Annotated in this window: 22 protein-coding genes and 1 pseudogene; 2 read left to right on the forward strand and 21 right to left on the reverse strand. The window is 70.7% G+C overall.

The features are described 5' to 3' along the window. Positions 1-45: 45 nt before the first annotated feature. Positions 46-901: pseudogene (locus AC068D_RS31990) on the forward strand (NAD(P)-dependent oxidoreductase). Positions 902-945: 44 nt separating this feature from the next. Here the strand turns inward: AC068D_RS31990 and AC068D_RS31995 are convergent. Continuing rightward, complete coding sequence (locus AC068D_RS31995) at positions 946-1,827, reverse strand: YhjD/YihY/BrkB family envelope integrity protein (RefSeq protein ID WP_478826623.1); 882 nt, start codon at positions 1,825-1,827, stop codon at positions 946-948. 172 nt (positions 1,828-1,999) lie between these two features. Between AC068D_RS31995 and AC068D_RS32000 the strand changes: the two genes are divergently transcribed. After that, complete coding sequence (locus AC068D_RS32000; protein WP_478826624.1) at positions 2,000-4,783, forward strand: SpoIIE family protein phosphatase; 2,784 nt, start codon at positions 2,000-2,002, stop codon at positions 4,781-4,783. Between the two features lie 12 nt (positions 4,784-4,795). On the opposite strand, the gene AC068D_RS32005 is transcribed toward AC068D_RS32000, so the two are convergent. The 20 genes from AC068D_RS32005 to AC068D_RS32100 form a co-directional block, all read right to left on the reverse strand. After that, positions 4,796-5,065: a DUF6296 family protein gene (locus AC068D_RS32005; RefSeq protein ID WP_478826625.1), complete on the reverse strand. Its 270-nt coding sequence runs from the start codon at positions 5,063-5,065 to the stop codon at positions 4,796-4,798. 127 nt (positions 5,066-5,192) lie between these two features. Then, positions 5,193-6,503 carry an ATP-binding protein gene (locus AC068D_RS32010; RefSeq protein ID WP_478826626.1) on the reverse strand — a complete coding sequence of 437 codons (1,311 nt, stop codon included), beginning with the start codon at positions 6,501-6,503 and terminating at the stop codon, positions 5,193-5,195. Positions 6,504-6,925: 422 nt separating this feature from the next. Then, a complete protein-coding gene (locus tag AC068D_RS32015) occupies positions 6,926-9,310 on the reverse strand; it encodes an ATP-binding cassette domain-containing protein (RefSeq protein WP_478826627.1) in 2,385 nt (794 codons plus the stop codon). Between the two features lie 875 nt (positions 9,311-10,185). Continuing rightward, the gene (locus AC068D_RS32020; protein ID WP_478826628.1) at positions 10,186-10,596 is read right to left on the reverse strand and encodes a VOC family protein; all 411 of its coding nucleotides are present in this window, start codon (positions 10,594-10,596) and stop codon (positions 10,186-10,188) included. A 10-nt stretch (positions 10,597-10,606) separates the two neighbouring features. After that, positions 10,607-11,050, reverse strand: coding sequence for a helix-turn-helix transcriptional regulator (locus tag AC068D_RS32025; RefSeq protein ID WP_478826629.1), 444 nt, complete (start codon positions 11,048-11,050; stop codon positions 10,607-10,609). 270 nt (positions 11,051-11,320) lie between these two features. Continuing rightward, on the reverse strand, positions 11,321-12,319 hold the full coding sequence (gene hypE / locus AC068D_RS32030) for a hydrogenase expression/formation protein HypE (RefSeq protein WP_478826653.1): 999 nt from the start codon (positions 12,317-12,319) through the stop codon (positions 11,321-11,323). A gap of 130 nt (positions 12,320-12,449) precedes the next feature. Further along, entirely contained in the window at positions 12,450-13,574 is a 1,125-nt protein-coding gene (gene hypD, locus AC068D_RS32035; protein ID WP_478826630.1) for a hydrogenase formation protein HypD, read from the reverse strand. Beyond that, positions 13,571-13,897 (reverse strand): HypC/HybG/HupF family hydrogenase formation chaperone, encoded by a 327-nt coding sequence (locus AC068D_RS32040; RefSeq protein WP_478826631.1) that lies wholly within the window; start codon positions 13,895-13,897, stop codon positions 13,571-13,573. Before AC068D_RS32040 ends, hypD begins: the two co-directional genes overlap by 4 nt. Positions 13,898-13,933: 36 nt before the next feature. Further along, positions 13,934-16,372 (reverse strand): carbamoyltransferase HypF, encoded by a 2,439-nt coding sequence (gene hypF, locus AC068D_RS32045; RefSeq protein ID WP_478826654.1) that lies wholly within the window; start codon positions 16,370-16,372, stop codon positions 13,934-13,936. Between the two features lie 5 nt (positions 16,373-16,377). Next, positions 16,378-17,073, reverse strand: coding sequence for a hydrogenase nickel incorporation protein HypB (hypB, locus tag AC068D_RS32050; protein WP_478826632.1), 696 nt, complete (start codon positions 17,071-17,073; stop codon positions 16,378-16,380). Position 17,074: 1 nt separating this feature from the next. Further along, positions 17,075-17,467, reverse strand: a complete 393-nt coding sequence (locus AC068D_RS32055; protein ID WP_478826633.1) for a hydrogenase maturation nickel metallochaperone HypA/HybF — start codon at positions 17,465-17,467, stop codon at positions 17,075-17,077. 144 nt (positions 17,468-17,611) lie between these two features. Next, positions 17,612-17,719, reverse strand: a complete 108-nt coding sequence (locus AC068D_RS32060; RefSeq protein ID WP_478826634.1) for a DUF6893 family small protein — start codon at positions 17,717-17,719, stop codon at positions 17,612-17,614. Positions 17,720-17,729: 10 nt separating this feature from the next. Next, positions 17,730-18,239 carry a hydrogenase maturation protease gene (locus tag AC068D_RS32065; RefSeq protein ID WP_478826635.1) on the reverse strand — a complete coding sequence of 170 codons (510 nt, stop codon included), beginning with the start codon at positions 18,237-18,239 and terminating at the stop codon, positions 17,730-17,732. Beyond that, positions 18,236-19,636, reverse strand: coding sequence for a hypothetical protein (locus AC068D_RS32070; RefSeq protein ID WP_478826636.1), 1,401 nt, complete (start codon positions 19,634-19,636; stop codon positions 18,236-18,238). The genes AC068D_RS32065 and AC068D_RS32070 overlap by 4 nt, the downstream gene beginning before the upstream one ends. Beyond that, positions 19,633-20,274, reverse strand: coding sequence for a DUF6084 family protein (locus tag AC068D_RS32075; RefSeq protein WP_478826637.1), 642 nt, complete (start codon positions 20,272-20,274; stop codon positions 19,633-19,635). The genes AC068D_RS32070 and AC068D_RS32075 overlap by 4 nt, the downstream gene beginning before the upstream one ends. Continuing rightward, positions 20,271-20,930, reverse strand: coding sequence for a DUF5947 family protein (locus AC068D_RS32080; protein WP_478826655.1), 660 nt, complete (start codon positions 20,928-20,930; stop codon positions 20,271-20,273). The genes AC068D_RS32075 and AC068D_RS32080 overlap by 4 nt, the downstream gene beginning before the upstream one ends. Positions 20,931-20,956: 26 nt before the next feature. Next, complete coding sequence (locus AC068D_RS32085; RefSeq protein ID WP_478826638.1) at positions 20,957-21,520, reverse strand: hypothetical protein; 564 nt, start codon at positions 21,518-21,520, stop codon at positions 20,957-20,959. Beyond that, a complete protein-coding gene (locus AC068D_RS32090; RefSeq protein ID WP_478826656.1) occupies positions 21,517-23,301 on the reverse strand; it encodes a nickel-dependent hydrogenase large subunit in 1,785 nt (594 codons plus the stop codon). The genes AC068D_RS32085 and AC068D_RS32090 overlap by 4 nt, the downstream gene beginning before the upstream one ends. 67 nt (positions 23,302-23,368) lie before the next feature. Further along, positions 23,369-24,457 (reverse strand): NADH-quinone oxidoreductase subunit B family protein, encoded by a 1,089-nt coding sequence (locus AC068D_RS32095; RefSeq protein ID WP_478826639.1) that lies wholly within the window; start codon positions 24,455-24,457, stop codon positions 23,369-23,371. Positions 24,458-24,514: 57 nt separating this feature from the next. Further along, complete coding sequence (locus AC068D_RS32100) at positions 24,515-26,224, reverse strand: hydrogenase maturation protein (protein ID WP_478826657.1); 1,710 nt, start codon at positions 26,222-26,224, stop codon at positions 24,515-24,517. Between the last annotated feature and the right edge of the window lie 89 nt (positions 26,225-26,313).

Raw genomic sequence — 26,313 nt, forward strand, 5'->3', positions numbered from 1 at the left:
CCCGCATCGGATTCAGCCGCCGGAGGCGCTGCGCGCACGGCGGCCGTGCTCGGCACCCGGAATCATGGGCGCGGGCATGGCCCGCAGCGTGCTCCGTTCCGGTCTGGCGGTCCGGGCCGGGAACCGTACGCGTGCGAAGGCAGAGGCCCTGGTGGCGGACGGGGCCCACGGCGCGGACACCCCCGCGGACGCGGTCACCGGCGCCGATGTGGTGGTGACCGACCTCAACGAAGGACCGCGGGTGCTGGCCGCCATGCGGGACGGCGCCGACGGGCTCGCCCCGGGAACGGTGTGGGCCCGGGCCACCACGGTCGGCGACCCTGCCACGGCCGAGCCGGCCGGATTCGCCCGCGAGCACGCACTCGTCTTCTTCGACACACCCGTGCTCGGCTCCCAGGGGGCCGCCGAAGCCGGCGAACTCCTCGTCCTGGCCGCCGGCCCGGCCGGCGGCAGGGACGTCCTGGCGCCCGTCCTCGATGCCATCGGCCGCCGCACCACCTGGTCGGCGACGAGGGAGCGACGGCCGCGGCCAGTCGGCTGAAGCCGGTGCTCAACAGCTGGCTCACCGCTGTCACCCTTGCGACCGCCGAGGTCCTCGCCCTGGCCCGGCACTCGACGTCAATCCCCAGGCGTTCCTGGACTCCGTGGCGGGGGGGTCCTGGACAACGGCTGTATGCGCGCCGAGTCCGCGATGATCCTCAGCGGCGACTGCACCCCCACGTTCACCGTCAGCAACGCCCTCAAGGACGCACGGCTCATCACCGAAGCCGCCGACCGCGCCGGTGTCCGCCTGGATCTCGCCCGTGCCGGCCTCGCCCGCTTCGAACGCGCGGAGCGCGCCGGACACGGCGACGACGACATGGCTGCCACGTATCCGGCCTCCTTCGGCGACGACGACTGATCCGGCAGGCGCCGGACCGCGACGGCCACAGCGGGCAGTCGGTGTCATGAATCCGGTCGCCCGGGGCCTGCGTCCTGCGCGGCCAGCCTGCGCTGCACACGCTCCTCGTGGAACAGCCGTCCGACCAGCGCTCCGCCGTAGACGACGAATCCCACGCCCACCAGCCACGACTGGAGTACCAGCACCGTCCCGAACGGCCCGTACGTCACGGCGTTCGATGCGATCAGCGGTGAGAAGACGAACTGGGAGAAGACCCGCAGCCCGAGCAGCCCGAACGCGGTCGCCAGGGCCCCGGGCGCCAGGGCCCGCCAGCGGATGCGGCCGCACAGCAGCAGCCACTGCGACCACCAGAAGAAGAGAAAAGTGCCGATCAGATCCCCGACCGCGACAAGCACCGTCTCCAGGGCGGAGGCGCGCGCGGGACTGGGCATCGTGACGAAAGCCAGCAGTGCGAACACCAGCACCGCCAGCCAGACGACATGCCGCCACATCGTGTGCCAGCGCGCCGTCGGCAGATCCCAGGCCCGCTCGTACCCGGTCTGTACGGCGGAACCGAACGTCACCCCGAACGCAGTGAGCGCGGCGAGGCCGAGCGCGGTGGTCCGCTGGAGGGCCTGCCCCGGACGGCCGAACAGCTCCTCGACCTCTTCCTGGGACACCTCCGACACGCCGAGACCCTGCACCAGCCACTTGGCGAAGCCCTGGCCGCTCGCGAGGTCGGCCGCGGCGACGACGACGAGCAGCGGAACCAGGGTGAGAAAGCCCAGCGCCGCGAAGCCCATGGCGCGGTGCAGCAGCTCCATCTCGCGGCCCCGATTCCAGGCGAGCCCGACCGCGGACGTCAGCACACGCCGGTGCAGCCGGGCGAACCAGTGGCCGTGGCGTGCCGGGCCGGCCTCGTGCGGCACGCCGAATCTGAAGGGCATGTGCCGTTGGCTACCCGCCAGCACGACATGACCAGTCGCGCGTGCCGCCGAACGGGTGGAGGCGGGCGCAGGACGGCCCGATCGGCGGTGGCGCAGCGCTGCCGGTGATGCCCGCGTCCGTCAGTGCGTGCGCGGTCGCACCGGAGGGCGGCGCAGTGTTAGAACTGGGAACATGATCGGACGTACCCGCCGGTCCCGGCTGACGGCGGTCGAACCGCCCAGCCGCCCGCGGTCTCACGATCGACACGAGCACCCGGCCGGCCGACGGCAGCAGCCACGATCCCTCTTCGGCGTACAGACCCTCTCCGCCCAGGTGTTTCTTCTCCAGGCGATCGTGGTGATCCTTCTCGTGGTCGCCGGGGCGACGGCCCTCGTTCTGCAAGCACGTCACGACAGCGTGCAGGACGCCGAGAACCGCTCGCTCGCCACAGCCCAGACATTCGCGAACGCGCCCGGCACGGCACCCGCGCTCAAGACACCCGATCCGTCCAGGATCCTCCAGCCCGCTGCCGAGGAGGCCCGGCGTGGAGCGGGGGTCGACTTCATCTCCGTACTGGGCCTCGACGGGGTCCGCTACACGGATTCCCAGCCCGAACTCATCGGCACGCCTGTCGAGGGCGACGTTTCGCGAGCGGCCAGGGGCGCCTCGTTCACCGAGACGTTCGAGGGCAGCCCCCATGACGCGGTACGGGCGGTCGTACCCGTCACCGACGCCGACGGGAAGGTCGTCGGCATGGTCAGCGCCGGCATCCAGGTGGCGAACGTGGTCGACCTCCTGGACCAGCAGCTGCCGGTGGTGCTTTCGTCGGCGGCCGGAGCGCTGGCACTCGCCACCGGGTGCGCTGCGCTCGTCAGCAGGCGGCTGCGGCGGCAGACCCACGGTCTCGGCCCGTCCGAGATGACGAGGATGTACGAACACCATGACGCGGTGCTCCATGCGGTACGCGAGGGAGTGCTGATCGTCGGCGGGGACGGGCGGCTCGTGCTCGCCAACGACGAGGCGCGCCGACTGCTCGATCTGCCCCCGGACGCGGACCGCCGTCCGGTGTCCGAGCTGGACCTGGGCCCGGGTCTGACCCAGCTGCTCGTCTCGGGCCAGGAGGTGTCCGACCAGGTGTTCCTGTCCGGGGACCGGCTCCTGGCCGTCAATACGCGACCCACGGCCCCGTACGGAGGCGTCCCGGGCGTGGTCGCGAGCCTCCGCGACACCACGGAACTGCGGGCCCTGTCCGGACGGGCGGAGGTCGCGCGGGAGCGCCTCACGCTGCTCTACGAGGCGGGTGTGCGGATCGGCACCACGCTCGATGTACGGCGCACGGCGGAGGAGCTCGTGGAGGTGGCCGTGCCCCGGTTCTCCGAGTTCGCCACCGTCGAACTGCTCGATCACGTGCTGCGCGGCGAGGAGCCGACCAGCGCGGCCACCGAGATGCGGCGTACGGCTCTGCACGGCATCCGTGCCGATCCGCCGCTCCAGCCCGTCGGGGACATGGTCAGATTCGTCATCCCGGCCACTCCGATGGCCACGGCACTGGACAGCGGCCAGGCCGTGCTGTCGCGCGATCTGACCACCTTGCACAACTGGCGGGCCCAGGACCCGGACGGTGCACGGCTGGCGCTGGAATACGGGATCCGCTCGCTGATCACGGTGCCGCTCCGGGCCCGGGGCATCGTCCTGGGGATGGCGAATTTCTGGCGTACCGGGGACCAGCCGCACTTCGACGAGGACGACGCGTCCTTCGCCGAGGAGCTGGCCGCGCGGGCGGCCGTGTCGATCGACAACGCCCGCCGGTTCACCCGGGAGCATGCGATGGCCGTGACGCTGCAGCGCAGTCTGCTCCCTCGCGACCTGCCGAAGCAGGAGGCGCTGGATGTGTCCTGGCGCTATCTGCCGGCACAGGCAGGAGTGGGCGGCGACTGGTTCGATGTCATTCCGCTGCCCGGGTTCCGGGTCGCGCTGGTCGTCGGCGATGTCGTGGGGCACGGGATGTATGCCGCCGCCACGATGGGCCGGCTGCGTACCGCGGTGCTCAACTTCTCTTCCCTCGATCTGCCTCCGGCCGACCTCCTGGCGCGCCTCGACGACCTGGTGATCCGTATCGACGCGGACCAGAGGACCGAGGATCACGACCACGCGCCGGTGACCGGTGCCACCTGCCTGTACGCCGTCTACGACCCGGTCGGCGGACGCTGCACGCTCGCGCGCGCGGGACATCTCCCGCCCGCCCTGGTCGATCCGGTGCTCGGGGTGACCTTTCCCGAACTGCCCGTGTCGCCTCCGCTCGGTATCGGCGGGCATCCCTTCGAGGAGGCGGAACTGGAACTGGTGGAGGGCAGTCGGCTGGTTCTGTTCACGGACGGACTCGTCGAGGACCGCCGCCGGGACGTCGACGACGGACTGGACCTCCTGCGCAACGCGATCGCCCCACCCGGACTGACGCCGGAGGAGACCTGCAGGGCCGTGACGGACGCCATGCCACCCGACCAGTCGAGCGACGACATCGCACTCCTGGTCGCCAGGACACGACTGCTGCCGCCGGAAAAGGTCGCGGTCTGGGACACTTCGCTCGACGTCTCCGAGGTCTCCCGGATGCGCGCCGAAGCCGCACGCAAACTGGCCGAGTGGGATCTCGACCAGTGCTCCTTCGTCACCGAACTCGTGCTCAGCGAACTGCTCACCAACGCCATCCGCTACGGCAACGAGCCCGTGCGGGTACGCCTGCTGTGCGGACAGTCACTCGTGTGCGAGGTGTCCGACGGCAGCAACACCTCCCCCCATCTGCGCCGGGCCGCCACCACCGACGAGGGCGGACGCGGTCTCTTCCTGGTCGCCCAGTTCTCTCAGCGCTGGGGAACCCGCTATACGACCGACGGAAAGATCATCTGGGCGGAACTGCCGGTGAGCGGCGTGCTTCCGGACGAGCCGCTGATGATGTTCGACGAAGAACTGGCGTGGTGAGCCGGGACCCCCTCACGCCACGAGCCGGGCCTCGACCCCGGACGCGGGCTGCTGGTGCCCTCCGCTGGCGATCATCCGCACCTCTCCTCGGTCGCTGATCTCCGCCTGCACGATGCCGGTGTCGTCGGCGTAGACCGGATGGCCTCCCGGGCCCTTCCGGTCGGTGCGACGTACGACGACGGCATCCTCGGCGGCCGCGGCGCCAGGCTCCACCGGGCCGGGCCCGGCGTCGGCGTGTCCGAACACCAGCTCGTACGTCGCGCCCGTGTCGTTCCGGTTCATCACGCCCTCCTTGCCATGGACGGCACCTCAGTGGCCGTATATGCCCCGAATGACCATTATCGGGCAGTTCAAGCGAGACGCGAGCGCCGTACGGACGAGGCGGACCGGGAGCGGGACGTCCGCAGGCTCAGAACCGGGCGTGCGCGGTGATGTCCTCCTCGAAGCGGTCGACCATCGCCGGTGTCACGGTCGGCCGGCACTGGGCGATCGCGGCCAGATAGTCGTCGGTGCCGGCTCCTGGCACGGGCGGCCCGTCCACGTCGTGCCCGTCCACGTCGTGCCCGTCCCCGTCCCCGCGCAGATCCCGTTCGAACGCGCACTGCGCGGCGATCCGGGCCGCATGCTCGATGTCGGCAGGGGTGAACAGCTCACTCGCCCCCACCAGGGCCGTGATGTCCACATCGGGCCTGCCATTCGTGAACCGGGACCAGATCGCCGAACGGGCGGCCCTGTCCGGCGTACCGATGGGGATCAGACAGTCGAAACGTCCGGGCCGCAGAAACGCCGGATCGAGCGAGCGGACCGAATTCGTCGCGCACACCAGCAGCCGCTCGTCGCCCTCCCGGAATCCGGGTATGAGCTTGAGGAGCTCATTGGTGACCCCGTGCAGTCCGCCCGGCCCGGCGTGCTCGGTGCGTACGGGGGCGATCTCCTCGACCTCGTCGATGAAGACGAGCACCCGCTCCAGCTCGGCGATCCGCGCGAACGCGGTGCGCAGCGCGGCCGCCAGATTGCCCTCGCCGGCCAGCCGCGAGGGAAGCAGCTCGACGAACGGCCAGCCGAGCCTGGACGCCACGGCGCGGGCGAACGTGGTCTTGCCGGTGCCCGGCGGACCGAAGAGCGCGATGGCTCGCGGCGGCCTCACGCCATGCCGGGCCGCGCGCTCCGGCTGCGCCAGGGGCAGGACGACGCGCCGCTCGATCAGGTCCTTCTCGGCTTCCATCCCGGCCACCCGGCCCCACAGGTCGCCGGTCAGGAACCGGCCGCCGAGGTTTTCCAGCAGACCGGCCGCAGGGCCGTGACCCGGCTCGGACTTCTCGAAGTACGCGACCGCCGGCCTACGGGAGTATCCGGCATTGAGCAGCCCCTCTCCGAGCAGCTCCTCCTCGGGCAGGACATACGCGATACGGCTCACCCCTGCGGCGACGAGCCGCCGTTCGAGCTCCACCAACAGGGCACTGGCGAGTCCTCGCCCGCGCCACGCGGAGGAGAGCGCTATGCGCATCACCCAGGCGCGCTCCCCGGCGACGGTCGCGAGCGCAGCGCCGATCGGGACGCCCTGGTGGACGGCGACGACGGCGGGCTGCCGCGAAGTGAGCGCGGTGATGCACTCGGCGAGTGAGAAGACGGACTCCTGGCCGAGCGCGGCCGTGGTGTCGATCAGGTGGACCACCGCCGCGAGATCGTTTTCTCGGTAGTCGTGGATGAGCCAGTTCACCGGTACCACCCCTCGTCGTGCGCGTCCGTGCGCATCGTTGCGGTGAGGCTAGGGGCGGTGGCGTCCCGGGTTCCCGCGCCGTCGTGGACAACGCCGGGCCGCGAGTAGGACGTTGCGTCGGTAGCCAGGCACCGGCTTCACGGTCGCGCGCGCCGGACGGCGCGAGGTCTCCCCCTGCGAAGGGTTCTTCCCGGGAGAAGGGGGAATCCGCTCCGTCTGCGGAGTGGGTGGTGACCGGGAGCAGCCCTGCCCAGGCGCCGCTCAGCCGCGAAACGGGCCGTTCCCGTCGGTCGCTGCGCCGCGTCGACCCCGTCCCTGCCGGTCGGTGGGGACGGAGTCGAAACGGAGGAGGGAACTCGTCTCGGGGAGTCCTTCCACGCAGTGGCCCAGGTCCTCTCCTGGGTCGCGTGCCGAGGCAGGCCTCAGCTGCCGACGTAGGCCCCGAGATGCTCGCCGGTGAGGGTGGAGCGGGCGGCGACGAGGTCGGCGGGGGTGCCCTCGAAGACGATCCTGCCGCCGTCGTGGCCGGCGCCGGGGCCGAGGTCGATGATCCAGTCGGCATGCGCCATGACCGCCTGGTGGTGCTCGACGACGATGACCGACTTGCCGGAGTCGACGAGCCGGTCGAGCAGGCCGAGCAGGTGCTCGACGTCGGCGAGATGCAGGCCCGCGGTCGGTTCGTCGAGGACGTAGACGCCGCCCTTCTCGGCCATGTGGGTGGCCAGCTTGAGCCGCTGCCGCTCGCCGCCGGACAGCGTGGTGAGCGGCTGGCCGAGGCTGAGGTAGCCGAGCCCGACGTCGGCGAGCCGGACGAGGATGCGATGCGCGGCAGGCGTGTGCGCCTCGCCGGCGCCGAAGAACTCCTCGGCCTCGGTCACCGACATGGCGAGCACCTCGCTGATGTCACGGCCGCCGAGGTGGTACTCCAGCACCGATGCCTGGTACCGCTTCCCCTCGCATTCCTCGCAGGGGGTGGCAACGCCGGCCATCATCGCCAGGTCGGTGTAGACGACGCCGGCGCCGTTGCAGTTGGGGCAGGCGCCCTCGGAATTGGCGCTGAACAGCGCCGGCTTCACGCCGTTGGCCTTCGCGAACGCCTTGCGGATCGGGTCGAGCAGTCCGGTGTATGTCGCCGGGTTGCTCCGCCGCGAGCCGCGGATCGCACCCTGGTCGACCGACACCACGTTCTCGCCGGCGGGGATCGAACCGTGCACGAGCGAGCTCTTGCCGGAGCCGGCTACGCCGGTGACGACGGCGAGCACCCCGAGAGGGATGTCGACGTCGACGTCGCTCAGGTTGTTCGCTGTCGCGCCGCGGATCTCCAACGTGCCGGTGGGCTTCCGTACCGTCTTCTTGAGGGCGGCCCGGTCGTCGAGATGGCGGCCGGTGATGGTGCCGGCGGCCCGCAGCCCCTCGACGGTGCCCTCGAAGCAGACGCTGCCACCCGCCGTACCGGCACCGGGGCCGAGGTCGACGACATGGTCGGCGATCGCGATCACCTCCGGCTTGTGCTCCACGACGAGCACCGTGTTGCCCTTGTCCCGCAGCCGCAGCAGCAGGTCGTTCATCCGCTGGATGTCGTGAGGGTGCAGGCCCGTGGTGGGCTCGTCGAAGACGTAGGTGACGTCGGTGAGCGAGGAGCCGAGATGGCGGATCATCTTGACGCGCTGCGCCTCGCCCCCCGACAGCGTGCCCGACGGCCGGTCGAGCGCGAGGTAGCCGAGGCCGATCTCCACGAACGAGTCGAGGGTCTGCTGCAGCGCGGTGAGCAGCGGCGCCACCGACGGTTCGTCGAGGCCGCGGACCCATTCGGCCAGGTCGCTGATCTGCATCGCGCAGGCGTCGGCGATACTGATCCGCTTGATCTTCGACGACCGGGCCCCCTCGCTGAGCCGGGTGCCGTCGCACTCGGGGCAGGTGGTGAACGTGACCGCCCGCTCCACGAACGCCCGGATGTGCGGCTGCATCGCCTCCTTGTCCTTGGACAGGAACGACTTCTGGATCTTGGGGATCAGCCCCTCGTAGGTGAGGTTGACGCCCTCGACCTTCACCTTGGTGGGCTCCCGGTAGAGGAAGTCCTGCATTTCCTGCTTGGTGAACCTGCGGATCGGCTTGTTCGGGTCGAGCAGGCCCGACTCGGCATAGACCCGCACGGTCCAGAAACTGTCCGACTTCCAGCCGGGGATGGTGAACGCGCCCTCGGCGAGCGACTTGGAGTCGTCGTAGAGCTGGGTGAGGTCGATGTCGGAGACCGTGCCCCGGCCTTCGCAGCGCGAGCACATGCCGCCGGTGCGGCTGAAGGTCGCTTTCACGGTCTTCTTGGCACCGCGCTCGACGGTGATCGCACCGCTCGCCCGGACCGAGGGGACGTTGAAGGCGTACGCGCTGGGCGGGCCGATGTGCGGCTTGCCGAGCCGGCTGAAGAGGATGCGCAGCATCGCATTGGCGTCGGTGGCGGTGCCGACCGTGGAGCGGGGGTCGGCACCCATCCGCTGCTGGTCGACGGTGATCGCGGTTGTCAGCCCGTCGAGTACGTCGACCTCGGGACGCGCCAGTGTCGGCATGAAACCCTGCACGAACGCGCTGTAGGTCTCGTTGATCAGCCGCTGCGACTCCGCGGCGATCGTGTCGAACACCAGCGAGCTCTTGCCCGAGCCGGAGACGCCCGTGAATACCGTCAGCCGGCGCTTCGGGATCTCTACGCTGATGTCCTTGAGGTTGTTCTCGCGCGCGCCGTGCACACGGATCATGTCGTGGCTGTCGGCAGAGTGCGGCGCAGGCGACTGCGTGCCCGTCCTCGTGGCCATGCTCATCATGTCTCCATCTGTTGGACGGGCCGCCTTCGCGGTCTCCGTCGGTGTCGCCTGCTCGATCCGGCCGGCCTCGAGCGTACGTCTCCGGTTCTCCTTCGCCGGCGCGGTCGCGGTCGACGGGTCGCTGTCCCCGGCAACCCCTGTCCACGTGGTCGGCGGTGTCGGCCGGGGTGGTGCGATGCCCACGGCCGACGTCGCCGGGCTCGCGCTCGGCTCGGGAACCAAGGCACACACCGCATCGACTCGTGGGGTCTCCGGCGACCTCGGCCGCGCGGCACACCCGGCCGAAGGACCAACGGGCGGCCGTCGCGCATCAGCTCGCGGTGGGCAGCCCTCTCACCTCGCGCCTGCCCGGACGCGGCGCGGGGAGGTACGGAACGGCGGTGTGGCGTGGCCGGCGCACACGGGCCGGAGTCGGCGCGCGCGACGAACCGGCCGCCCCGCCCCCCGCAGCGGCGCGGCGGGTTCGAGGACCTCGACCGGCCCTCGGTCCTGGACACATCGTGGATGCGGCGCAGCCCCGGCCGACCGGCCCGGGCGGCGGCCGGGCTGCTCCGCCGGTCGGCCCGGGCCGGCTGCCGGCACGGGCCGTCAGCAGTGCCTCGCCGTCCCGGTCGCAGCACAGCGCCACCTGGTGCTGCTCGCCGTCGCCGAGGCACTGACCACTCGGACGGCTGTGTCGTGGGGGTGCCGGTGCTCGGTGTCGCAACGAGGCCGAGCGCGCGAGCGGGGATCGGCTCTCATCGGTCCTGAAGCAGGTCGGGGACGTTGCCCTCGGCATCGGAGGCGGAGGCTGCTGCCACCGACGTCGTGCGCCGGCTCCTCCACGGTTCCGTCCGTGCAGGTCATGGCTGCCATTGCCGCACGGCTCAGCGCAGCTCCTGGATGCGGACCATGTTGCCGGCGGGATCACGGAAGGCGCAGTCGCGAACCCCGTACGGCTGTTCGGTCGGCTCCTGGACGACGTCGGCATCACCGGCCTGCAGCCGCTCGAAGGTGCCGTCGAGATCGGCGGTGGCCAGGAGGATGCTGGCGTAGGTGCCCTTCGCCATCATCTCGGTGATGGTGCGGCGCTCTTCGTCGGTGACACCGGGGTCGGCAGCCGGGGGGTGCAGGACGATGGACGTGCCGGGCTGGTCGGCGGGGCCGACGGTGATCCAGCGCATCCCGCCGTATCCGACGTCGTTGCGGACCTCGAAGCCGAGCGTGTCGCGGTAGAAGGCCAGCGCGGCGTCGGGGTCGTCGTGCGGGAGGAAGCTCGCGTGAATGGTGATGTCCATGGCGATCAGGCTAGGTGCCGCTCGGGGCCGGCGCTTCTCGATTCCTGATCGGTCTGGTCACCTGTTTCGCCACGCAGGACGGCATCCCAGCGGTGGCGGCCGCCGCCCGGCGCCGATAGACGCTGGGCGGCACGCCGACCAGTTCGGTGAAGCGACTGCTGAAGGTGCCCAGTGACGAGCAGCCGACCTCGAAGCAGACCTCGGTGACGCTGAGGTCGCCGCGACGCAGCAGCGCCATCGCGCGCTCGATGCGCCGCGTCATCAGATAGGCGTACGGCGACTCGCCGTAGGCGCGCCGGAACTGGCGGCTGAGGTGTCCGGCCGACATGTTCACGCCGCGGGCGAGTGCCTCGACGTCCAGCGGCTGTGCGTACTCCCGGTCGATCCGGTCGCGAACGCGGCGCAGCCGCGCGAGGTCGCGCAGGTGCTGGGACTCGGCGGGTCTGCTGGTCACCTGCGAAATGGTGCCATAACGCAAGGACCGGCGGTCGGGCGCCGACGCATTACGCCGGCGCCCGAACCACGCAAGCGCACCGCACGCAGCGGAGCCACTCGCCCCGGTGGAACACGCCCCACCGCCGTGTCGTCCCCCGGGACCCGGGGGAGGCACTCCCTGCGGGTCCTCGCACAGCCCCCGTACGAGCAGACCGCGTCCGCGGCGACCCGATGCGTCCGTCTCCGCACACCCCGGCGGCTCGATGGAACGGCGGCAGGAGGACCGGCCTCAGCAGATACGAGGCAGCTGCTCGCCCAGCGGCATGTCCATCACACGCGTCCCACCGAGCCCGGTGCGGGCCACGACCATTCCGGGGTGTGCATCGACCACCTCGCCGATCACCGCCGCCTGGCTGCCCAACGGGTGCGCCCGCATGGCGGCCAGGACGGCGTCGGCGTGCTCGCGCGGGACGAAGGCGACCAGCTTGCCCTCGTTCGCCACGTACATCGGGTCCAGTCCCAGCACGGCACAGGCGTTGCCGACGGCCTCCGGGACCGGCACGGCCCGCTCGTTGACGACCACTCCCGTGCGGGAGGCCGCCGCGATCTCGTTCAGTGCCGCGGCCAGGCCGCCGCGCGTGGGGTCACGGAGGACATGGAGGGCGCCGCGGTCGTCGGTAGCCGCGAGCATCGCCTCGACCAGGCCGCCGAGTGCGGCGCAGTCGCTCTCGACCTCCACGCCGAACTCCAGGCCCTCCCGCACGCTCATGATCGCCACACCATGGACTCCGATCGCCCCGCTGACGAGAACGACATCGCCGGGAACGACACGTTGCGGGCGGAGGTCGACGCCCTGTGGGATGAGGCCGATTCCCGAGGTGTTGATGAAGATGCCGTCGCCGTGGCCCGCCTCCACGACCTTGGTGTCGCCCGTGGCCACCTCCACTCCGGCGGCCCGGGCCGCAGCGCCGAGGGCCTCGGCCACTCGGCCGACGACGGCGATCTCGACGCCCTCTTCGAGAATGAACCCACAGGACAGATACGCGGCCCGGGCGCCGCTCATGGCGAGGTCGTTGACCGTGCCGTTGACGGCGAGGTCGCCGATGCTGCCACCGGGGAAGAAGAGCGGTCGCACCACGAACGAGTCGGTGGAGAAGGCCAGTCGGGCACCGCCGAGTTCCAGGGCTGCGGAGTCGCCGAGGCCGGCCAGCGCGGGGCCGCCGAAGGCGGGGGCGAAGATCTGCTCGACCAGTTCGGCGGACATGGCTCCGCCGCCGCCGTGGCCCATCACCACACGCGGCTGGTCACGCAGCGGGAGCGGGCACGTCCACGCCAGGACGTCCGGTGCGACGGGCACTCCGCACTCCCCCGCCGCGGGCGCGGGTGAGGTGTCGGTACGGTGCGGGGCCCGGGTGGTTTCAGACAACGGGACTGCCTTCCAGGGTCGCGGTCGTCAGATCGAGCCGCCGGTAGAGGTAGTAGGCGGCGCACGCGCCCTCGCTGGAGACCATGGTGGCGCCGAGCGGGGTGCGCGGGGTGCACACGGTGCCGAACGCCTCGCACTGATGGGGCTTCAGCAGTCCCTGCAGCACTTCGCCGCTCCGGCAGGCGGCCGGTTCACGGGTGTCGATGCCCGTCACCGAGAAGCGGTGCTCGGCGTCGTACTCCCGGTAGCGCGAGGACAGTCGCCAGCCGCTCTCCGGGATGACGCCGATGCCCCGCCAGGCGCGGTCGGTGACCTCGAAGACATCGTCGAGCATGGCCCGGGCTGCGACGTTCCCCTCGGGCCGCACCGCACGTGGGTAGGCGTTGTCAACGGTGTGTTCGCCCCGCTCCAGTTGCAGGACCGTGCGGCGTACGCCTTCCAGGATGTCCAGCGGCTCGAAGCCGGTCACCACGATGGGCACCCTGAACCGGTCGGCGAGCTCCGGGTACTCGCCGATGCCCATCACACTGCAGACGTGTCCGGCGGCGAGGAAGGCCTGTACCCGGCAGTTCGGCGATCGCATGATCGCCTCGATCGCCGGGGGCACCCTCACATGGGACACGAGCAGACTGAAGTTGGGGATGCCGAGCCGGCGGGCCTGGTACACCGTCATGGCGTTGGGCGGTGCGGTGGTCTCGAAACCGATGCCGAAGAAGACGACTTCGCGGTGCGGATTCTGCTGGGCGATCCGCAGGGCGTCCAGCGGCGAGTAGACGACCCGTACATCACCGCCCTCGCTACGGACCTGGAACAGGTCGCGGCCGGTCCCGGGGACGCGGAGCATGTCCCCGAATGAGCAGAAGATCACCTCGGGACGGGAGGCGATCTCCAGTGCCTTGTCGATGACCTCGAGGGGTGTCACGCACACGGGACAACCGGGGCCGTGAATCAACTCGACCTCGTCCGGAAGAAGTTGGTCGATGCCGTGTCGAATGATGGTGTGCGTCTGGCCTCCGCACACCTCCATCAGCGCCCATGGCCGGGTCACGACGGCCCGGATGTCGTCGAGGAGTCGCTCGGCGAGGTCCGGGTCCTGGAATTCGTCGATGTACTTCACTGCTGCGCCTCCCGTGCTGCGCTGTCGCCGGCCCCGGGCCGTTCCGCTCCGCTCGCCTCGGCGGATGCCAGCTCCCAGGGATCGCCGAACTCCTCCTGGAGCATGCCGAGGTTCTCGAACAGTTCCAGCGTCTGCCGGGCGGACTCCTCGTCCAGCCGCTGCAGGGCGAATCCGACGTGGACGATGGCGTATTCACCGACCTGGAGGTCCGGCAGATACTCAAGGCACACTTCCTTGACCACTCCGCCGAAATCGACGGTGGCCATACGGGTGCCGTCCCGGTCCTCGACGGCCAGCACTTTGCCGGGTACCGCCAAACACATGCGTTTCTCCTCGCTGTTGCGCCGCTGCGCGCCCGGTCAGCCGACGGCCTCGGCCGTCGTCGTGGTGCGGGCGGCCACGACGAGCTGGCCGAGCGCCAGCCCTCCGTCGTTCGGGGGGATCCGGTGGTGGCGCAGCACGGTGAAGCCGTCCTCACGGAGTCCTCGGGCGCAGGCCGAGGACAGCAGCGCATTGGCGAACACTCCCCCGGTCAGGGCCACGGTCCCGGAGCCGTGCTGCTCGCGCACGGTGGCGCAGACCGTTCGGACGAGACGGGCGACCGCGAGGTGGAAGCGCACGGCGACGGTCGTGCTCGGGACGCCCGCGCGCAGGTCGTCGGCGATCGCGGCCAGAACGGGTGCGGGGTCGGCGGTCATCGGGCCCGGGGACTCCGGACCGGGCGGGCGCAGCGCGAAGGTGTAGCCGCCGCCGGGCTCGCACGATGCGCGCACGGCGGCTGCCTCCAGTTCGATGGCTGCCTGCGCCTCGTATCCGACCCGATGGCATACGCCCGCGAGGGACGAGACGGCGTCGAAGAGCCGGCCCATGCTCGACGTGGGCACACAGTTCAGGTTCCGCTCGAGCTGTCTTTCGAGCAGCGTGAGTTCACGGCTCGGGCAGGCTTCGACGCACGGCAGCCCGGCGGACCACTCGATGCCCGCAGCCCGCAGATGGGCGAGCGCCATGCGGTAGGGGCGCCTCACGGCTGCGTCACCGCCCGGCAGCGGTACGTACGCGAGATGGGCGTACCGGGTGAAGCCCGTGTAGTCGGCCAGCAGGAACTCGCCGCCCCACACCGCCCCGTCGTCTCCGTAGCCGGTGCCGTCGAAGGCGATGCCGATCACGCGCTCGCCGCCGTCCAGACCGTGCTCGGCCATGGCGGCCGCGACATGCGCGTGGTGGTGCTGGACGCGTACGAGCGGACGGCCGTCGGCCCGGCGCTGTGCCCATTGGGCTGACCGGTAGGCGGGGTGTCTGTCCGCCGCGAGCAGCCCGGGCCGTACTCCGGTGATGGCCTCCAGTTGCTCCTCGGCGCAGGCGAAGGCGTGCTGGGTGGCGAGGTCGTCCATGTCTCCGACGTGGGCGGACAGCCAGGCCTTTCGGCCGCTCCCCAGGCAGAAGGTGTTCTTGAGATCGCCACCGACGGCGAGCGCGGGCGCCACGGGAACCGGAAGGGTGACCGGGAGCGGGGCATAGCCGCGCGAGCGCCGCAGTGTCAGCGGTTCTCCGTCGCAGACGCGCACCACGGAGTCGTCGCACGGCACATGGATCGGTCTGTCGTGCATCAGCCAGGCGTCGGCCAGATGTGCGAGCCGGTCCAGGGCTTCCGTGTCGTCCGTGACGATCGGCTCCCCGGCGAAATTGCCGCTGGTCATCACGAGCAGACGTGGCCCGTCCGCGCCCTCGTCCCCCAGCCCGAGCAGGAGATGGTGCAACGGTGTGTACGGCAGCATGATGCCGAGATCGGGACTGCCGGGGGCGACCTCTTCCGCGAGCACGGGCACGCCGGCCCCAACGGGCACGTCGCTTCGCCGGCGCATCAGCACGATCGGCCGGACTCTGCCGGTGAGCAGCTCCCGTTCCTCGGGCCCCAGGTGCACCAGGTGTTCCACGGCGGCGACGTCCCTGGCCATCAGCGCGAACGGCTTGTCACCCCGTGCCTTGCGTCGGCGAAGCAGGGCCACCGCCGCGGAGTTCGCCGCGTCGCACGCGAGGTGGTAGCCGCCGAGGCCCTTCACGGCGACGATCCCTCCGCCCGCGAGGATGTCGCGCGCCCCCGCCACCGGATCGGCCGCCACCGGTCCGGTCAGACTCCGGTCGTTCGGGTCGGCAGCGATCATGAACTGGGGCCGCATTCCGGGAGCCGCCGGCGCCAGCACCAACTGCAGCCGGGGCCCGCAGGACGGGCAGGCGACCGGCTGCGCGTGGAAGCGCCGGTCGGCGGGGTCGGCGTATTCCCCGGCGCAGTCGGCGCACATCGGGAAGGAGGCCATCGTCGTGTGGTCACGGTCGTAGGGCAGACCGGTGACGATGGTGAAGCGCGGCCCGCAGTGCGTACAGGTGATGAAGGGATGCCGGTGCCGCCGATCGGCCGGATCGGCGAGTTCGGCGAGGCAGTCGGCGCATGTGGCCGTGTCCGGGGAGACCAGTGTCCGCACGGGCCCATTCCTCAGCGAGGCGACGATGGTGAATCCGCTGTCACCCGTCACGGGGACCTCTTCGTCGTGAACCGACTCCACCATCGCCATCGGAGGCGCGTCCGCGGCGATGCGCGTGCAGAAGTCGGCCACGGCGAGCGGGGGGCCTTCGACCTCGGCGACCACCCCGTCGCCGGTGTTGGTGACATGGCCGGCCAGCTCCAGTCCGGTGGCGAGCGTGTACACGTACGGCCGGAATCCGACTCCCTGCACCACGCCCCGGACGGTGACCCGGCGGCGCTGCACCGTCGGGGCCGTGACGTCCGGGCGTGGCTGCAGGGACGTCACGAGCGGGCCTGCGCCATGACCGGGGCATGCACCGGTGTGCCATCGGCCGCCGCGAGGGCCCGGTCGAGCAGGATGCCGGCGCCCTGGCCGGTGCGTACGGAGGTGAGGACCACGTCCACTCCCGGGTTGACCTGCTGCACATGGGCCCGGAAGGCCGCCTCGTCGAATCCGACCGCCTCCGCGATGTCGGTCTTGGTGACCACGACGAGATGCGCGAGGCCGAAGGCAGTGGGGTATTTCAGCGGCTTGTCCTCACCCTCGGTCACCGAGGCGAGCACGACCCTCAGCGACTCCCCGAGGTCGTAGGAGGCCGGGCAGACGAGGTTGCCCACGTTCTCCACGAAGAGCAGCCGGGTGTCCTCGGGCAGCCAGCCGTCGAGGTGCCCGGCGAGCATGCCGGCCTCCAGATGGCACAGGCCGTCGGTGAGCACCTGCTTGACGGGGACTCCGGAACGGGCCAGGCGCTCGGCATCGTTCTCCGTCGCCAGGTCGGCCGTCAGCGCCGCGACGCACAGCCCGCGCTCGCGTGCGGACAACAGCTCGGCCTCGAGGAGCGCGGTCTTGCCACTGCCCGGGCTGGACAGAAGATTGACCATCGTCGTTCCGCCGGCGGCGAGTCCGGTGCGCAGGGCGTGCGCTGTTGCGTCGTTCTTGGCGAGGACCGCCTGCTGCAGATCAACCACACGGCACATGTCAGCTCTCCTCGGAGATCGGTTCGCGGGTGCTCGCCCGCGCCGGGCCGTCGTCCCACTCCACGGCGGTGATCCGCAGTTCACGGCCCGAGACCAGTTCGGCGGTCGCCGCACCGCACACCGGGCAGCGCAGCCGCGGCGGCATGCCGACCGCCCAGTCGCCCGAGCAGGGTTCGCAACGGGCCCGGCCCGGGACGGACTCGGTGATCAGTTGCGCGCCTTCCAGCACGGTTCCGGCGCAGGCCAGTTCGAAGGAGAAGGCGAGGGCGTCGGGTACGACTCCGGCCAGCTCACCGATCTGCAGCCGGACGCTTCTTACGGCGGTGGCTCGGCCCGAGCCTGCGGCCTCCTCCACCTGGTCGACGACGGCCAGCGCGATGGACATCTCGTGCATCGGTCTCCGTCCTGCGGCGGTCGCCCCGTTCGGAGCCCATTACAGGGCGGGGCCGCCGGGCCCCGCCGACCGGCGCGCCGACGGCACGCGTTCGCGTACACCGTTCGGTGCAGCGGCTGCTGCCGCGGAGCGGGTGGCGTCAGGTCACATCCTGCGGATACGCAGATAGCGCTTGATGTCGGGCAGGAAACCGACCAGGGCGGCGAACGCGGATGCGGCGGCGGCGCCACCGATGATTCTCTTCTTGTTCATGGTCTTCTCCTCATGTCAGGGCCTTGTCCTGCACCAGTTCCGTGACCATCCGAACGGCCTGCGGCACTGCGGCGGCCACCCGGGGGCTGAGCCCGATGCCCTCGTCGACGCAGGCGGGTTCACAACCCACGACGAGGGTGCGCCGCGGCGGTGTGCTGTCCGTGCCCGCGCACAGGGTGTCGAGCAGGCCGAGAACGGCATCGGGTGACATCCCGTGACCGTCGAGCGCGGGCGCTCCGGTGCCGCCGGCACCGGGCGTTCCGGCCTCGATCAGATATAGCGTGCCGGGCTCTCCGCCCCGTGCGGTCGCGTCGACGAGGACGAGTGTGTCGTAGCCGTCGAGCAGCCGGTAGGCGAGATGGACGCCGCGGATTCCGATGTCCGCCACCTCGACATGGCCCGGAAGCGGATGCTCCGCCAGCCGGCGCACGGTCTCCACGCCGAATCCGTCGTCACCGAGGAAGATGTTGCCGACACCCGCGACCAGCGTCCGGGCACGGTCCTGCACCGGGCCGTTCACGCATCCTCCAGGGGTTCGACCTCGTCGGGCTGGAAGTACAGGAAGCGGCCCTGCGCACGGCGGATGTCGGCACCGGGGTCTCCCTCGACCGTCACCGCCAGGTGCACGCCCCCGTCGACGTCGTGCAGGACGGCCTCGACCAGTGCGCTCCGGCCCTGCACGAAGAGGTCCTGGGCGTCGCTGTGGCGCAGGCCCGGCCGGAGCACGACCCGGCTGCCGGCGCGCACCGGTCTTCCGTCGACCAGGATCTGATCGGTTCCCGGGTCGACGCTCGCGTCGCTGCCCGGGTCCCACCAGGGTGTCTGCGGCAACTCCGTCCCCCGGTCCGCGGGATCGCCGGTTCCCGTCACCTCCCGCAGACTGCGCACCGCGCCGTGGAGGCGCTCGAGAACCTCGGGGGGCATCGAGTCCGCGAGGTCGATCACGGCCGCGGCCCGCGCGTCCGTCCCACGGGCCTCACGCTTCTCGTCGTCCGTGAGTGCTGCGGTCCGCAGGGCGAGGATCTCGTCGATCTCGGTGGCGTCGTACAGCGCACCGGGGCTTTCGGGTGCGATGGCAGGGTGGTCCTCGAGGATGATCGGCGACGACAGGACGAGATCGGCACAGCCGGGTTCGCCCGCGAGGACCGGCCAGGTGTGGAGGTTCCGGCAGGCCGCCACCGCGCCCCTGGCCCACTCCGGCGGGTCGGTCATCGACAGGAACGCGCCCGCGTCGAGACACAGCAGCAGATGGCTGGCGACGAGCGAACGCGGCAGCGCGGCGTCGCGGTCGCCTCCCGGCTCCGGCATCCACGGGCTGGTGTTCTCCACGACCGCGGTCAGACGCACGGCCCGGTAGGGGCCGCCGAGTTCGGCGGTGGAGAGCCGTACGACACCGCTGATCCCCTCGCGTCGGCGCACCAGGCGTCCCACCGTCCGCCCGGCCGCGTCCCGCACGGGTTCGGTCTCCTCGCTCGCCGGCCGGGTGAAGGGGAAGGCCGCTCCGTCCCCGGCGAGCTCCGCCACGGGGACGGCCAGCTCGACACGTTCCTCGACGCCCTCGTCCCAGGGAACCAGGACCCGGTCGTCGAGGTGGAGTTCGCGGACGGTCTCGAAACCGCCGTCTGCACGGGCCTCCTCGACGGTGCGCCGCTGGGTGTGCAGAAAACGCACCTCCACGGCGAGGTTCGCTCCCGCCTTCGGCTCCATCAGGCATTCGGTGTGCTGGAATTCGTGCTCTTCACAGCTGGCACTGAAGGCGGGCGGCACCAGCACACCGAATTGCCAGCGCAGCCGGTTCTTGGCCGCCGATGCGCGATACGGGTAGAGCACGTAGCCCTCGAAGAGCACGGCGTCGGCGACCTGCCGGGCGGTGGCGAGTCGTGCCTCGGCCGCCGGGGAGAAGGCAGCGGTGGTCATGGTGCCGTCCTCTCGTCCGCCGCCTCGAGCAGCGACTCGACCGTCGCCTCCCAGGACGGCAGCGCCCGCCGCGACCGGTACGCGAGCAGGGCGTCCATGGTGTCGTGCGGAAGCCGGATCCAGCCGCAGCCGGGAAAGTGCTGTTCGAGCATCTCCCGCCAGGTCTTCACCGGCATCCGGAACGTCGTCTCCCGGTCCCAGGGAACCGGCTCGACATGGAAACCCCGGGCGCCGGTGAACGCGGTGCCGGAGAAGAGCATGAGCAGCGGTACCTCACCGCCGGACAGCGCCCGGGAGTAGCGGGTCGCTGCGATGTCCATGTCGTAGGTGCAGGGCACCACGAGGTCGGTCTCGGTCTCTCCGGTGAAGCCGGGGACCATGACGGACACCTGTGCGAACTGCAACGGGTGGAGTGTGCTCCCCCAGCGGGACCGCTCACCGAACAGGTCGGTCAGTTGCTCGGCCTCCTCGGACCCGTATCCTCGTCTGGCCGGTTCGATACGCATCTGGCAGCGCAGTGCCAGGGCATGGACCCGGTTGCCTTCGGACGCGGTGATCCGCAGCCGGAACACGAGGGTGGGTCCCGCGGCATAGGGGTCGGCGCGTACGCCGGTGCAGCTGAAGGCGAACTCGGTCATGGCCGGCTCCCCCGCGCCGCTGCGGCCCGCCGGTGCACATGGTCGAAGAAGTCGTCGAGGTCGGCCCTGGCCTCCGCGCCGCCGTCGAAGCCCTGCCAGCGCAGTCGCATGCGGCCCACCAGTTCGTAGCAGTTGTCGACCGGCACCAGACAGCACTCGGTGCGGCCGTCGGTACGGCGCAACAGCAGGGCCTCCACATCGGGTTCGAGCAGGGCGGCGAGCCGGGTGCCGTCGAGCACGGTCTGCCACGAGGACGGTTCCAGTTCGCTCTCGGTCGCACCGGCCGGACTCGGGTAGAGCGCCACGAGCCGGTCGAGTGCGGAGTTCCGGAAGAAGAAGGCGACACCGACGGGGATGCGCAGGAGCTCCCAGGCGGTGTCGTCGATCCGGTGGTCGGGGTCGACGAGAAAGCGGTCCGGGACCGCCCGGAAGCGGCCCTTGGACGCACCTGGCCGCGCGAGCAGGTGGGCACACGGGTGGCACGCACAGGCCAGGGCGCGATTCTCGGTGTCGACGAGGTGCCGGTGCTCGCCGGTCAGCGGCACGCCGCACAGCTCGCACCGTTCCTCGCGAGGCGCCCGGGGAGCGGTGAAGCGGCGCAGGCCCCTTGGGGCCGGTGCTGCCGGGGCAGCACCCCGGCCCGGGGCGGGCCGCAGCCGCCCCGGGCCGGCGTGGGACGCGCTCACGTCGCCGTGGCAGGTGAGCGGCCCGCCGCCGAGGTGCGCGGCGGGCCTGTGCCGATCTGGAGGAGTGCGGGCTCGCGGGAGGCAGCCGTGTCCAGTTCCACTGCCGTGACCTCGGGCGCGAAACAGGCCAGGGCCTCCACGGCGGCCTGTCGGGCCACCTCCTGGGTGCTGGGGCATCCGCAGCCCGTCGAGCCGGTGACCCGCAGGCGCAGGACGCCGGTCGCCTCGTCGAAGCCTGCCGACTCGACGGAGTGCTGGACGCCGTGCAGGGCGCGTGCGATCCGGGTGGGGATGTCCTCGGGGTTGAGATGGTGCAGGACCAGCAGACTCGCCACGAGTTCATCGCCGAGGAGTCCTGCGAGCGGATCGGCACCGGTGCGCGAGGCGGCCGGGCGACCCAGGAGTTCCACGGTTCTGGCCAGCCCGGCACCGTAGAAGTCCATCAGGACCCGCACCAGTTCCTCGACCGCCGCACAGGCCTGTTCGTCGCCGGAGGCGGCCAGCCGGTCGAGGATCTCCTCGACCCGCCGGCCCGCCTGCTCCGCGGTCACCGCGCTCATCCGGCGAGGCCGCTCAGTCCGGTGGGCACGTGCATCGACTTCACCGTTCTGCCGTCGCCGACGTACATGTGGACGCCGCACGGCAGACAGGGGTCGAAGCTCCGGACGGCCCGCATGATGTCGATGCCCTTGAAGTTCTCCGGCGGGTTCTCCTCGAAGATGGGCGTGTTCTGCACCGCGTCCTCGTAAGGGCCCGGAGTGCCGTAGGTGTCGCGGGTGCTGGCGTTCCACGGGGTCGGCGGATACGGGTGGTAGTTGGCGATCTTGCCGTCCCTGATGACCATGTGGTGGGAGAGCACCCCGCGTACGGCCTCGGTGAAACCGACCCCGATGGACTCGTCCGGCACGTCGAACTTCTCCCACGTCTGTGTACGCCCTGCGCGCACCTCCTCCAGGCCCTTCTCCGCGCAGTGCAGCGCGACGGCTGCGGCGTAGGCCTGGAAGTAGGTGCGGGCGCGGTTGCGCTCGAGCGCGTTGCTCCACTGCGGGATCTTCCACTCGAAGGTGGTCTCCGGCTTGGTCAGCGTGCGCGGCAGGTTGATGACGACGCTGTGGCCGGTCGCCTTGACGTACCCGATGTCGACAAGCCCGGACAGCGCGGTGGACCAGAGGCGGGCGATGGGGCCGCCACCGGTGTCCAGCGCCAGGTGCTCCTTGCCGTCGAACCAGCGCGGGGACATCACCCAGCTGTACTTGTCGTCGAAGTCGCGCTTCTGCGGGGCGGGGATGGTGTGCTGGTTCCACGGGTGCCGTGGGTCGATCGGGTTGCCGAGCGGGTCGTGGGTGACGAACTGCTCCTGGCCCTCCCAGTCCTCGTAGTACGAGCTGCCGAGCAGGATCCGGATGCCGAGGTTGATCTGGGTGAGGTCGTTGGTGACCAGCTTGCCGTCGACGACGATGCCGGGGGTGACGAACATCTTCCGTCCCCAGTCGGTCATGTTCGCGTAGGTGAAGTCGCAGTACTCGGGGTCGTTGAGCGCTCCCCAGCAGCCGAGCAGGACCCGTCGGCGGCCGACCTCCTCGTACCCGGGCAGGGCCTCGTAGAAGAAGTCGAAGAGGTCGTCGTGCAGAGGGACGACGCGCTTCATGAACTCCACGTAGCGCATGAGCCGGGTGAGGTAGTCCGTGAACAGCTGGACGGACGCGACGGTGCCCACTCCGCCCGGGTAGAGCGTGGAGGGATGCACATGGCGGCCCTCCATCAGGCAGAACATCTCCCGGGTGTAGCGGCTCACCTGGAGGGCCTCGCGGTAGAACTCGCCCTCGAGGGGGTTGAGGGACCGCATGATGTCGGCGATCGTGCGGTAGCCGTGCTCCGCGGCGTGCGGGGCCTCGGTGCGCTCGGCGAGCTCCAGGACGCCCGGGTTGGTCTCGCGGACCATCTTCTCGCAGTAGTCGACCCCGACCAGATTCTCCTGGAAGATGTTGTGGTCGAACATGTACTCGGCGGACTCACCGAGGTTGATGATCCATTCACCGAGGTGCGGAGGCTTCACCCCGTACGCCATGTTCTGTGTGTAGACCGAGCAAGTGGCGTGGTTGTCACCGCAGATGCCGCAGATGCGACTGGTGATGAAGTGGGCGTCGCGCGGGTCCTTGCCCCGCATGAAGACGCTGTAGCCGCGGAAGACCGACGAGGTGCTGTAGCACTCCGCGACCCGCCTCTGCTTGAAGTCGATCTTTGTGTGGATGCCGAGACTGCCCACGATCCGGGTGATCGGATCCCAGGACATCTCCACCAGGCCGGTGCCGTCGCCGGCCGCTCTCGTCTTGGGTGCCATCGTGTGTGCGGTGCCCTTCTTCACGTCTTCAAGCAGGAGATGGGGTGATCGGTGTCCTGATGGTGTGTCACCACGGCGGGCGGTAGCCGGTGGTGATCTTGTCGCCCGTGTGCCGCCACTTCGGCTCCTTGTCCACGGTCCTGGCCGTGATGTTCCGGAGCCTGCGGATCACGGCGCCGTACGCGCCGCTGGCCGTGCTGGAGAGCTTGCCGCCGGGCGGCTCGTCCATGAACGGCATGAACTTGTCGGGGAAGCCTGGCATGGTGCAGGCGATGCAGATGCCGCCCACGTTCGGGCAGCCGCCGATGCCGTTCATCCAGCCCCGCTTGGGCACGTTGCACTTGACGACGGGGCCCCAGCAGCCGAGCTTGACCAGGCACTTGGGCGAGTCGTACGTCTCGGCGAACTGGCCCTGCTCGTAGTAGCCGGCCCGGTCGCAGCCCTCGTGCACGGTGGCTCCGAACAGCCATGTCGGCCGGAGCTTGTCGTCCAGGGGGATCATCGGCGCGGATCCCGCAGCCTGGTAGAGCAGATAGGTCAGGGTCTCCGCGAAGTTGTCGGGCTGGATCGGACAGCCGGGGACGCACACGATGGGGATTCCGGCCTGGGACTTCCAGTCCCAGCCCAGATAGTCGGGCACGCCCATAGCGCCCGTGGGGTTGCCGGCCATCGCATGGATGCCGCCGTAGGTGGCGCACGTGCCGATCGCGACGACGGCCAGGGCCTTGGGCGCCAGCCGGTCGATCCACTCGCTGGTCGTGATGGGCTGGCCGGTCTCGGGGTCGTCGCCGAAGCCGCACCAGTAACCCTCTTGCTTGATCGACTCGTTGGGCACGGACCCTTCGACGACCAGTACGAACGGGTCGATCTCGCCGCGTTCTCCCTTGAAGAACCACTCGATGAAGGTGTCGGCGCCGCCAACCGGGCCGCACTCGAAGTCGATCAGCGGCCAGTGGACGGCGATCTTGGGCAGGCCGGGCAGCCCGGCCAGCGCGATCTCCTCGATGCTGGGCTGCATGGCAGCGGTCAGGGCGACCGAGTCGCCGTCGCAGCTCAGTCCCGCGTTGATCCAGAGAATGTGGATCGGCTTCTCGTCCGTGGCCGCCGCGCCGGACGAGTCCGCGGCGTCGACCGTGGTCGGCGTTGCTGCATCCATGAGGACGCCTCCTGGGGAGGTATGCGACAAAGGCCCGTGTTTGGGCCTTCTTCTTTGCTAACAGGCGGCCGGGCCCCCTGCCACCGCTCGGCGATCCGGAAAGGCGGGCAGTGACTGCTCCTTGTGGACGAACGCCCTGCGCAAGGCGTGGTACGAGGCGGTGGGATCCAGGAAGGTTCGGCGCATACGGGTGAGCTCCTCCTCCCGGTACGCGGCCAGGGGCTTGACGGCGTCCCGCCGCTCGCACTCGGCCTTCTTCGCGGCGATCCGCGGCTGCGCCGCGGGTGACCGGGCCAGCCGGGCCGCCAGCCCGGTCACCCGCGCGGTGAACTCCTCGGGGCCGCAGTCCACCACCCGGTCCGCAAGCCCGGTCCGAAGCGCACCGTTCGCCGTCATCGGCTGAGCCTCCCGGGCGAGACGCTCGGCCATCCGGGCGCCCACCCGGCGGGGAAGCGAATACGTCCAGTACTCCGAGCCGTACAACCCCATCAGCCGGTAGTGCGGATTCAGCACCGCGCCCGCCCTGCACCAGACCTCGTCGGCAGCCAGGGCGAGCATGACCCCGCCCGCCGCCGTATTGCCGCCGACGGCGGCGACAACAAGCCGGTCGGCGGTGGTCAGAACGGCCTCCACCAGGTCGTTCATGGCATTGAGATTGGCCCAGGACTCCGCACCGGGGTCGGCCGCCGCCTCGATCGCATTGAGGTGGATGCCGTTGGAGAAGAAGTCCCGGCGGCCGCCCAGTACCAGGACCGAGGTCGGCCGGGAGCACGCCACCCGGTAGGCATCCAGCAGACGCCGGCACTGCGCCGTGCTCATCGCACCACCGGGAAACGAGAACGACAGGATTCCGGCCTGCCCCTCCTCCCGGTAGCGGATGTCACTCCAGGCCCCGCAGGGCGGGTCGGTCAGCGGCGGCGGAGGGAGCTCGGGAAGGGACGGCAGGCAACCCGCCAGAGCGAGTGCGGCGGGGAGTTTGAACGTGGCGGGGGCGCCGGGCGCACGTCGTGGACGCAGTTCGGGGATCCATACCGCTCCGTCCACGGTCGCCCGGCAGATCGCGCCGGCCCGGGTGCCCAGCAGGTCCCCGGGGCGGCCGCGCAGGCCGTACTCCGGATGTCCCCCGTGCAGGAACCATTCGCCACCCAGCAGCTCGTCCAGCACGCCGGGTTGCGAGTCGGCGGCGCGCAGGGTGCGTACGACGTCCTCGGTGGAGTCCTCCTGCCAGGAGATCCGGCGGAGCTCCTGGCGGAAGTACGGACGGGTCACAATCCGGTCCGGCATGCTCTCCTGCGGCCGGGGTGTGAACGTTCCGGACGCGAACCGGTCGACGGCGAGCAGAACGGCTGTGAGCGCGGCGTCGGCGGCCTCTCCCCGGTACAGATCGCTCTTGGCGACGGGCGTCACGGGAAAGTCGGCCGCGGCCCAGACGTCTCCGGCGTCCATCTCCTCACCGGCCTGCAGCACGGTGACACCCCAGACGCCTGCCCGCTCGTGGATGGCCCAGTCCAGCGACGAGGGCCCCCGATCGCCCATTGGTCCCGGATGGACGACCAGACAGGTGTGTGCGCTCCACACGTCACGGGGAATGACCGTCTTCAGCATGGGCGCCAGCACCAGCTCCGGCTCATGAAGACGCACCGCTGCACGCACGGCCGCACCGTGCGCGGCCGTCTCCACGGCGACACGGTGCCCTCGGTCCCGCAGTTCTGCGTGAACCCGCTGGGTCAAGCTGTTGTAGGCGCTGGCGACGAGCAGGATGTGCATGACGGCCTTCCACCGAATCCGTCGGCTCACGGCCGGCATGGGGATGCGGCCGGCTGCGATCATCGGACACATCCGGCCCCCGCCATCGG

It is taken from the genome of Streptomyces sp. NPDC043861 (genome assembly GCF_056435905.1).

What these genes read in the sequence shown, in the direction of transcription:
- AC068D_RS31995 (WP_478826623.1), bottom strand. Translation starts at nt 1,827, where the DNA reads ATGCCCTTCAGATTCGGCGTGCCGCACGAGGCCGGCCCGGCACGCCAC.
- hypE (WP_478826653.1), bottom strand. Translation starts at nt 12,319, where the DNA reads ATGGGCCACGGCGGCGGCGGAGCCATGTCCGCCGAACTGGTCGAGCAG.
- AC068D_RS32090 (WP_478826656.1), bottom strand. Translation starts at nt 23,301, where the DNA reads ATGGCACCCAAGACGAGAGCGGCCGGCGACGGCACCGGCCTGGTGGAG.
- AC068D_RS32005 (WP_478826625.1), bottom strand. Translation starts at nt 5,065, where the DNA reads ATGAACCGGAACGACACGGGCGCGACGTACGAGCTGGTGTTCGGACAC.
- AC068D_RS32070 (WP_478826636.1), bottom strand. Translation starts at nt 19,636, where the DNA reads ATGACCACCGCTGCCTTCTCCCCGGCGGCCGAGGCACGACTCGCCACC.
- AC068D_RS32055 (WP_478826633.1), bottom strand. Translation starts at nt 17,467, where the DNA reads ATGCACGAGATGTCCATCGCGCTGGCCGTCGTCGACCAGGTGGAGGAG.
- hypB (WP_478826632.1), bottom strand. Translation starts at nt 17,073, where the DNA reads ATGTGCCGTGTGGTTGATCTGCAGCAGGCGGTCCTCGCCAAGAACGAC.
- AC068D_RS32085 (WP_478826638.1), bottom strand. Translation starts at nt 21,520, where the DNA reads ATGAGCGCGGTGACCGCGGAGCAGGCGGGCCGGCGGGTCGAGGAGATC.
- AC068D_RS32100 (WP_478826657.1), bottom strand. Translation starts at nt 26,224, where the DNA reads ATGCACATCCTGCTCGTCGCCAGCGCCTACAACAGCTTGACCCAGCGG.
- AC068D_RS32095 (WP_478826639.1), bottom strand. Translation starts at nt 24,457, where the DNA reads ATGGATGCAGCAACGCCGACCACGGTCGACGCCGCGGACTCGTCCGGC.
- AC068D_RS32015 (WP_478826627.1), bottom strand. Translation starts at nt 9,310, where the DNA reads ATGGCCACGAGGACGGGCACGCAGTCGCCTGCGCCGCACTCTGCCGAC.
- AC068D_RS32075 (WP_478826637.1), bottom strand. Translation starts at nt 20,274, where the DNA reads ATGACCGAGTTCGCCTTCAGCTGCACCGGCGTACGCGCCGACCCCTAT.
- AC068D_RS32060 (WP_478826634.1), bottom strand. Translation starts at nt 17,719, where the DNA reads ATGAACAAGAAGAGAATCATCGGTGGCGCCGCCGCCGCATCCGCGTTC.
- AC068D_RS32000 (WP_478826624.1), top strand. Translation starts at nt 2,000, where the DNA reads ATGATCGGACGTACCCGCCGGTCCCGGCTGACGGCGGTCGAACCGCCC.
- AC068D_RS32020 (WP_478826628.1), bottom strand. Translation starts at nt 10,596, where the DNA reads ATGGACATCACCATTCACGCGAGCTTCCTCCCGCACGACGACCCCGAC.
- AC068D_RS32040 (WP_478826631.1), bottom strand. Translation starts at nt 13,897, where the DNA reads ATGTGTTTGGCGGTACCCGGCAAAGTGCTGGCCGTCGAGGACCGGGAC.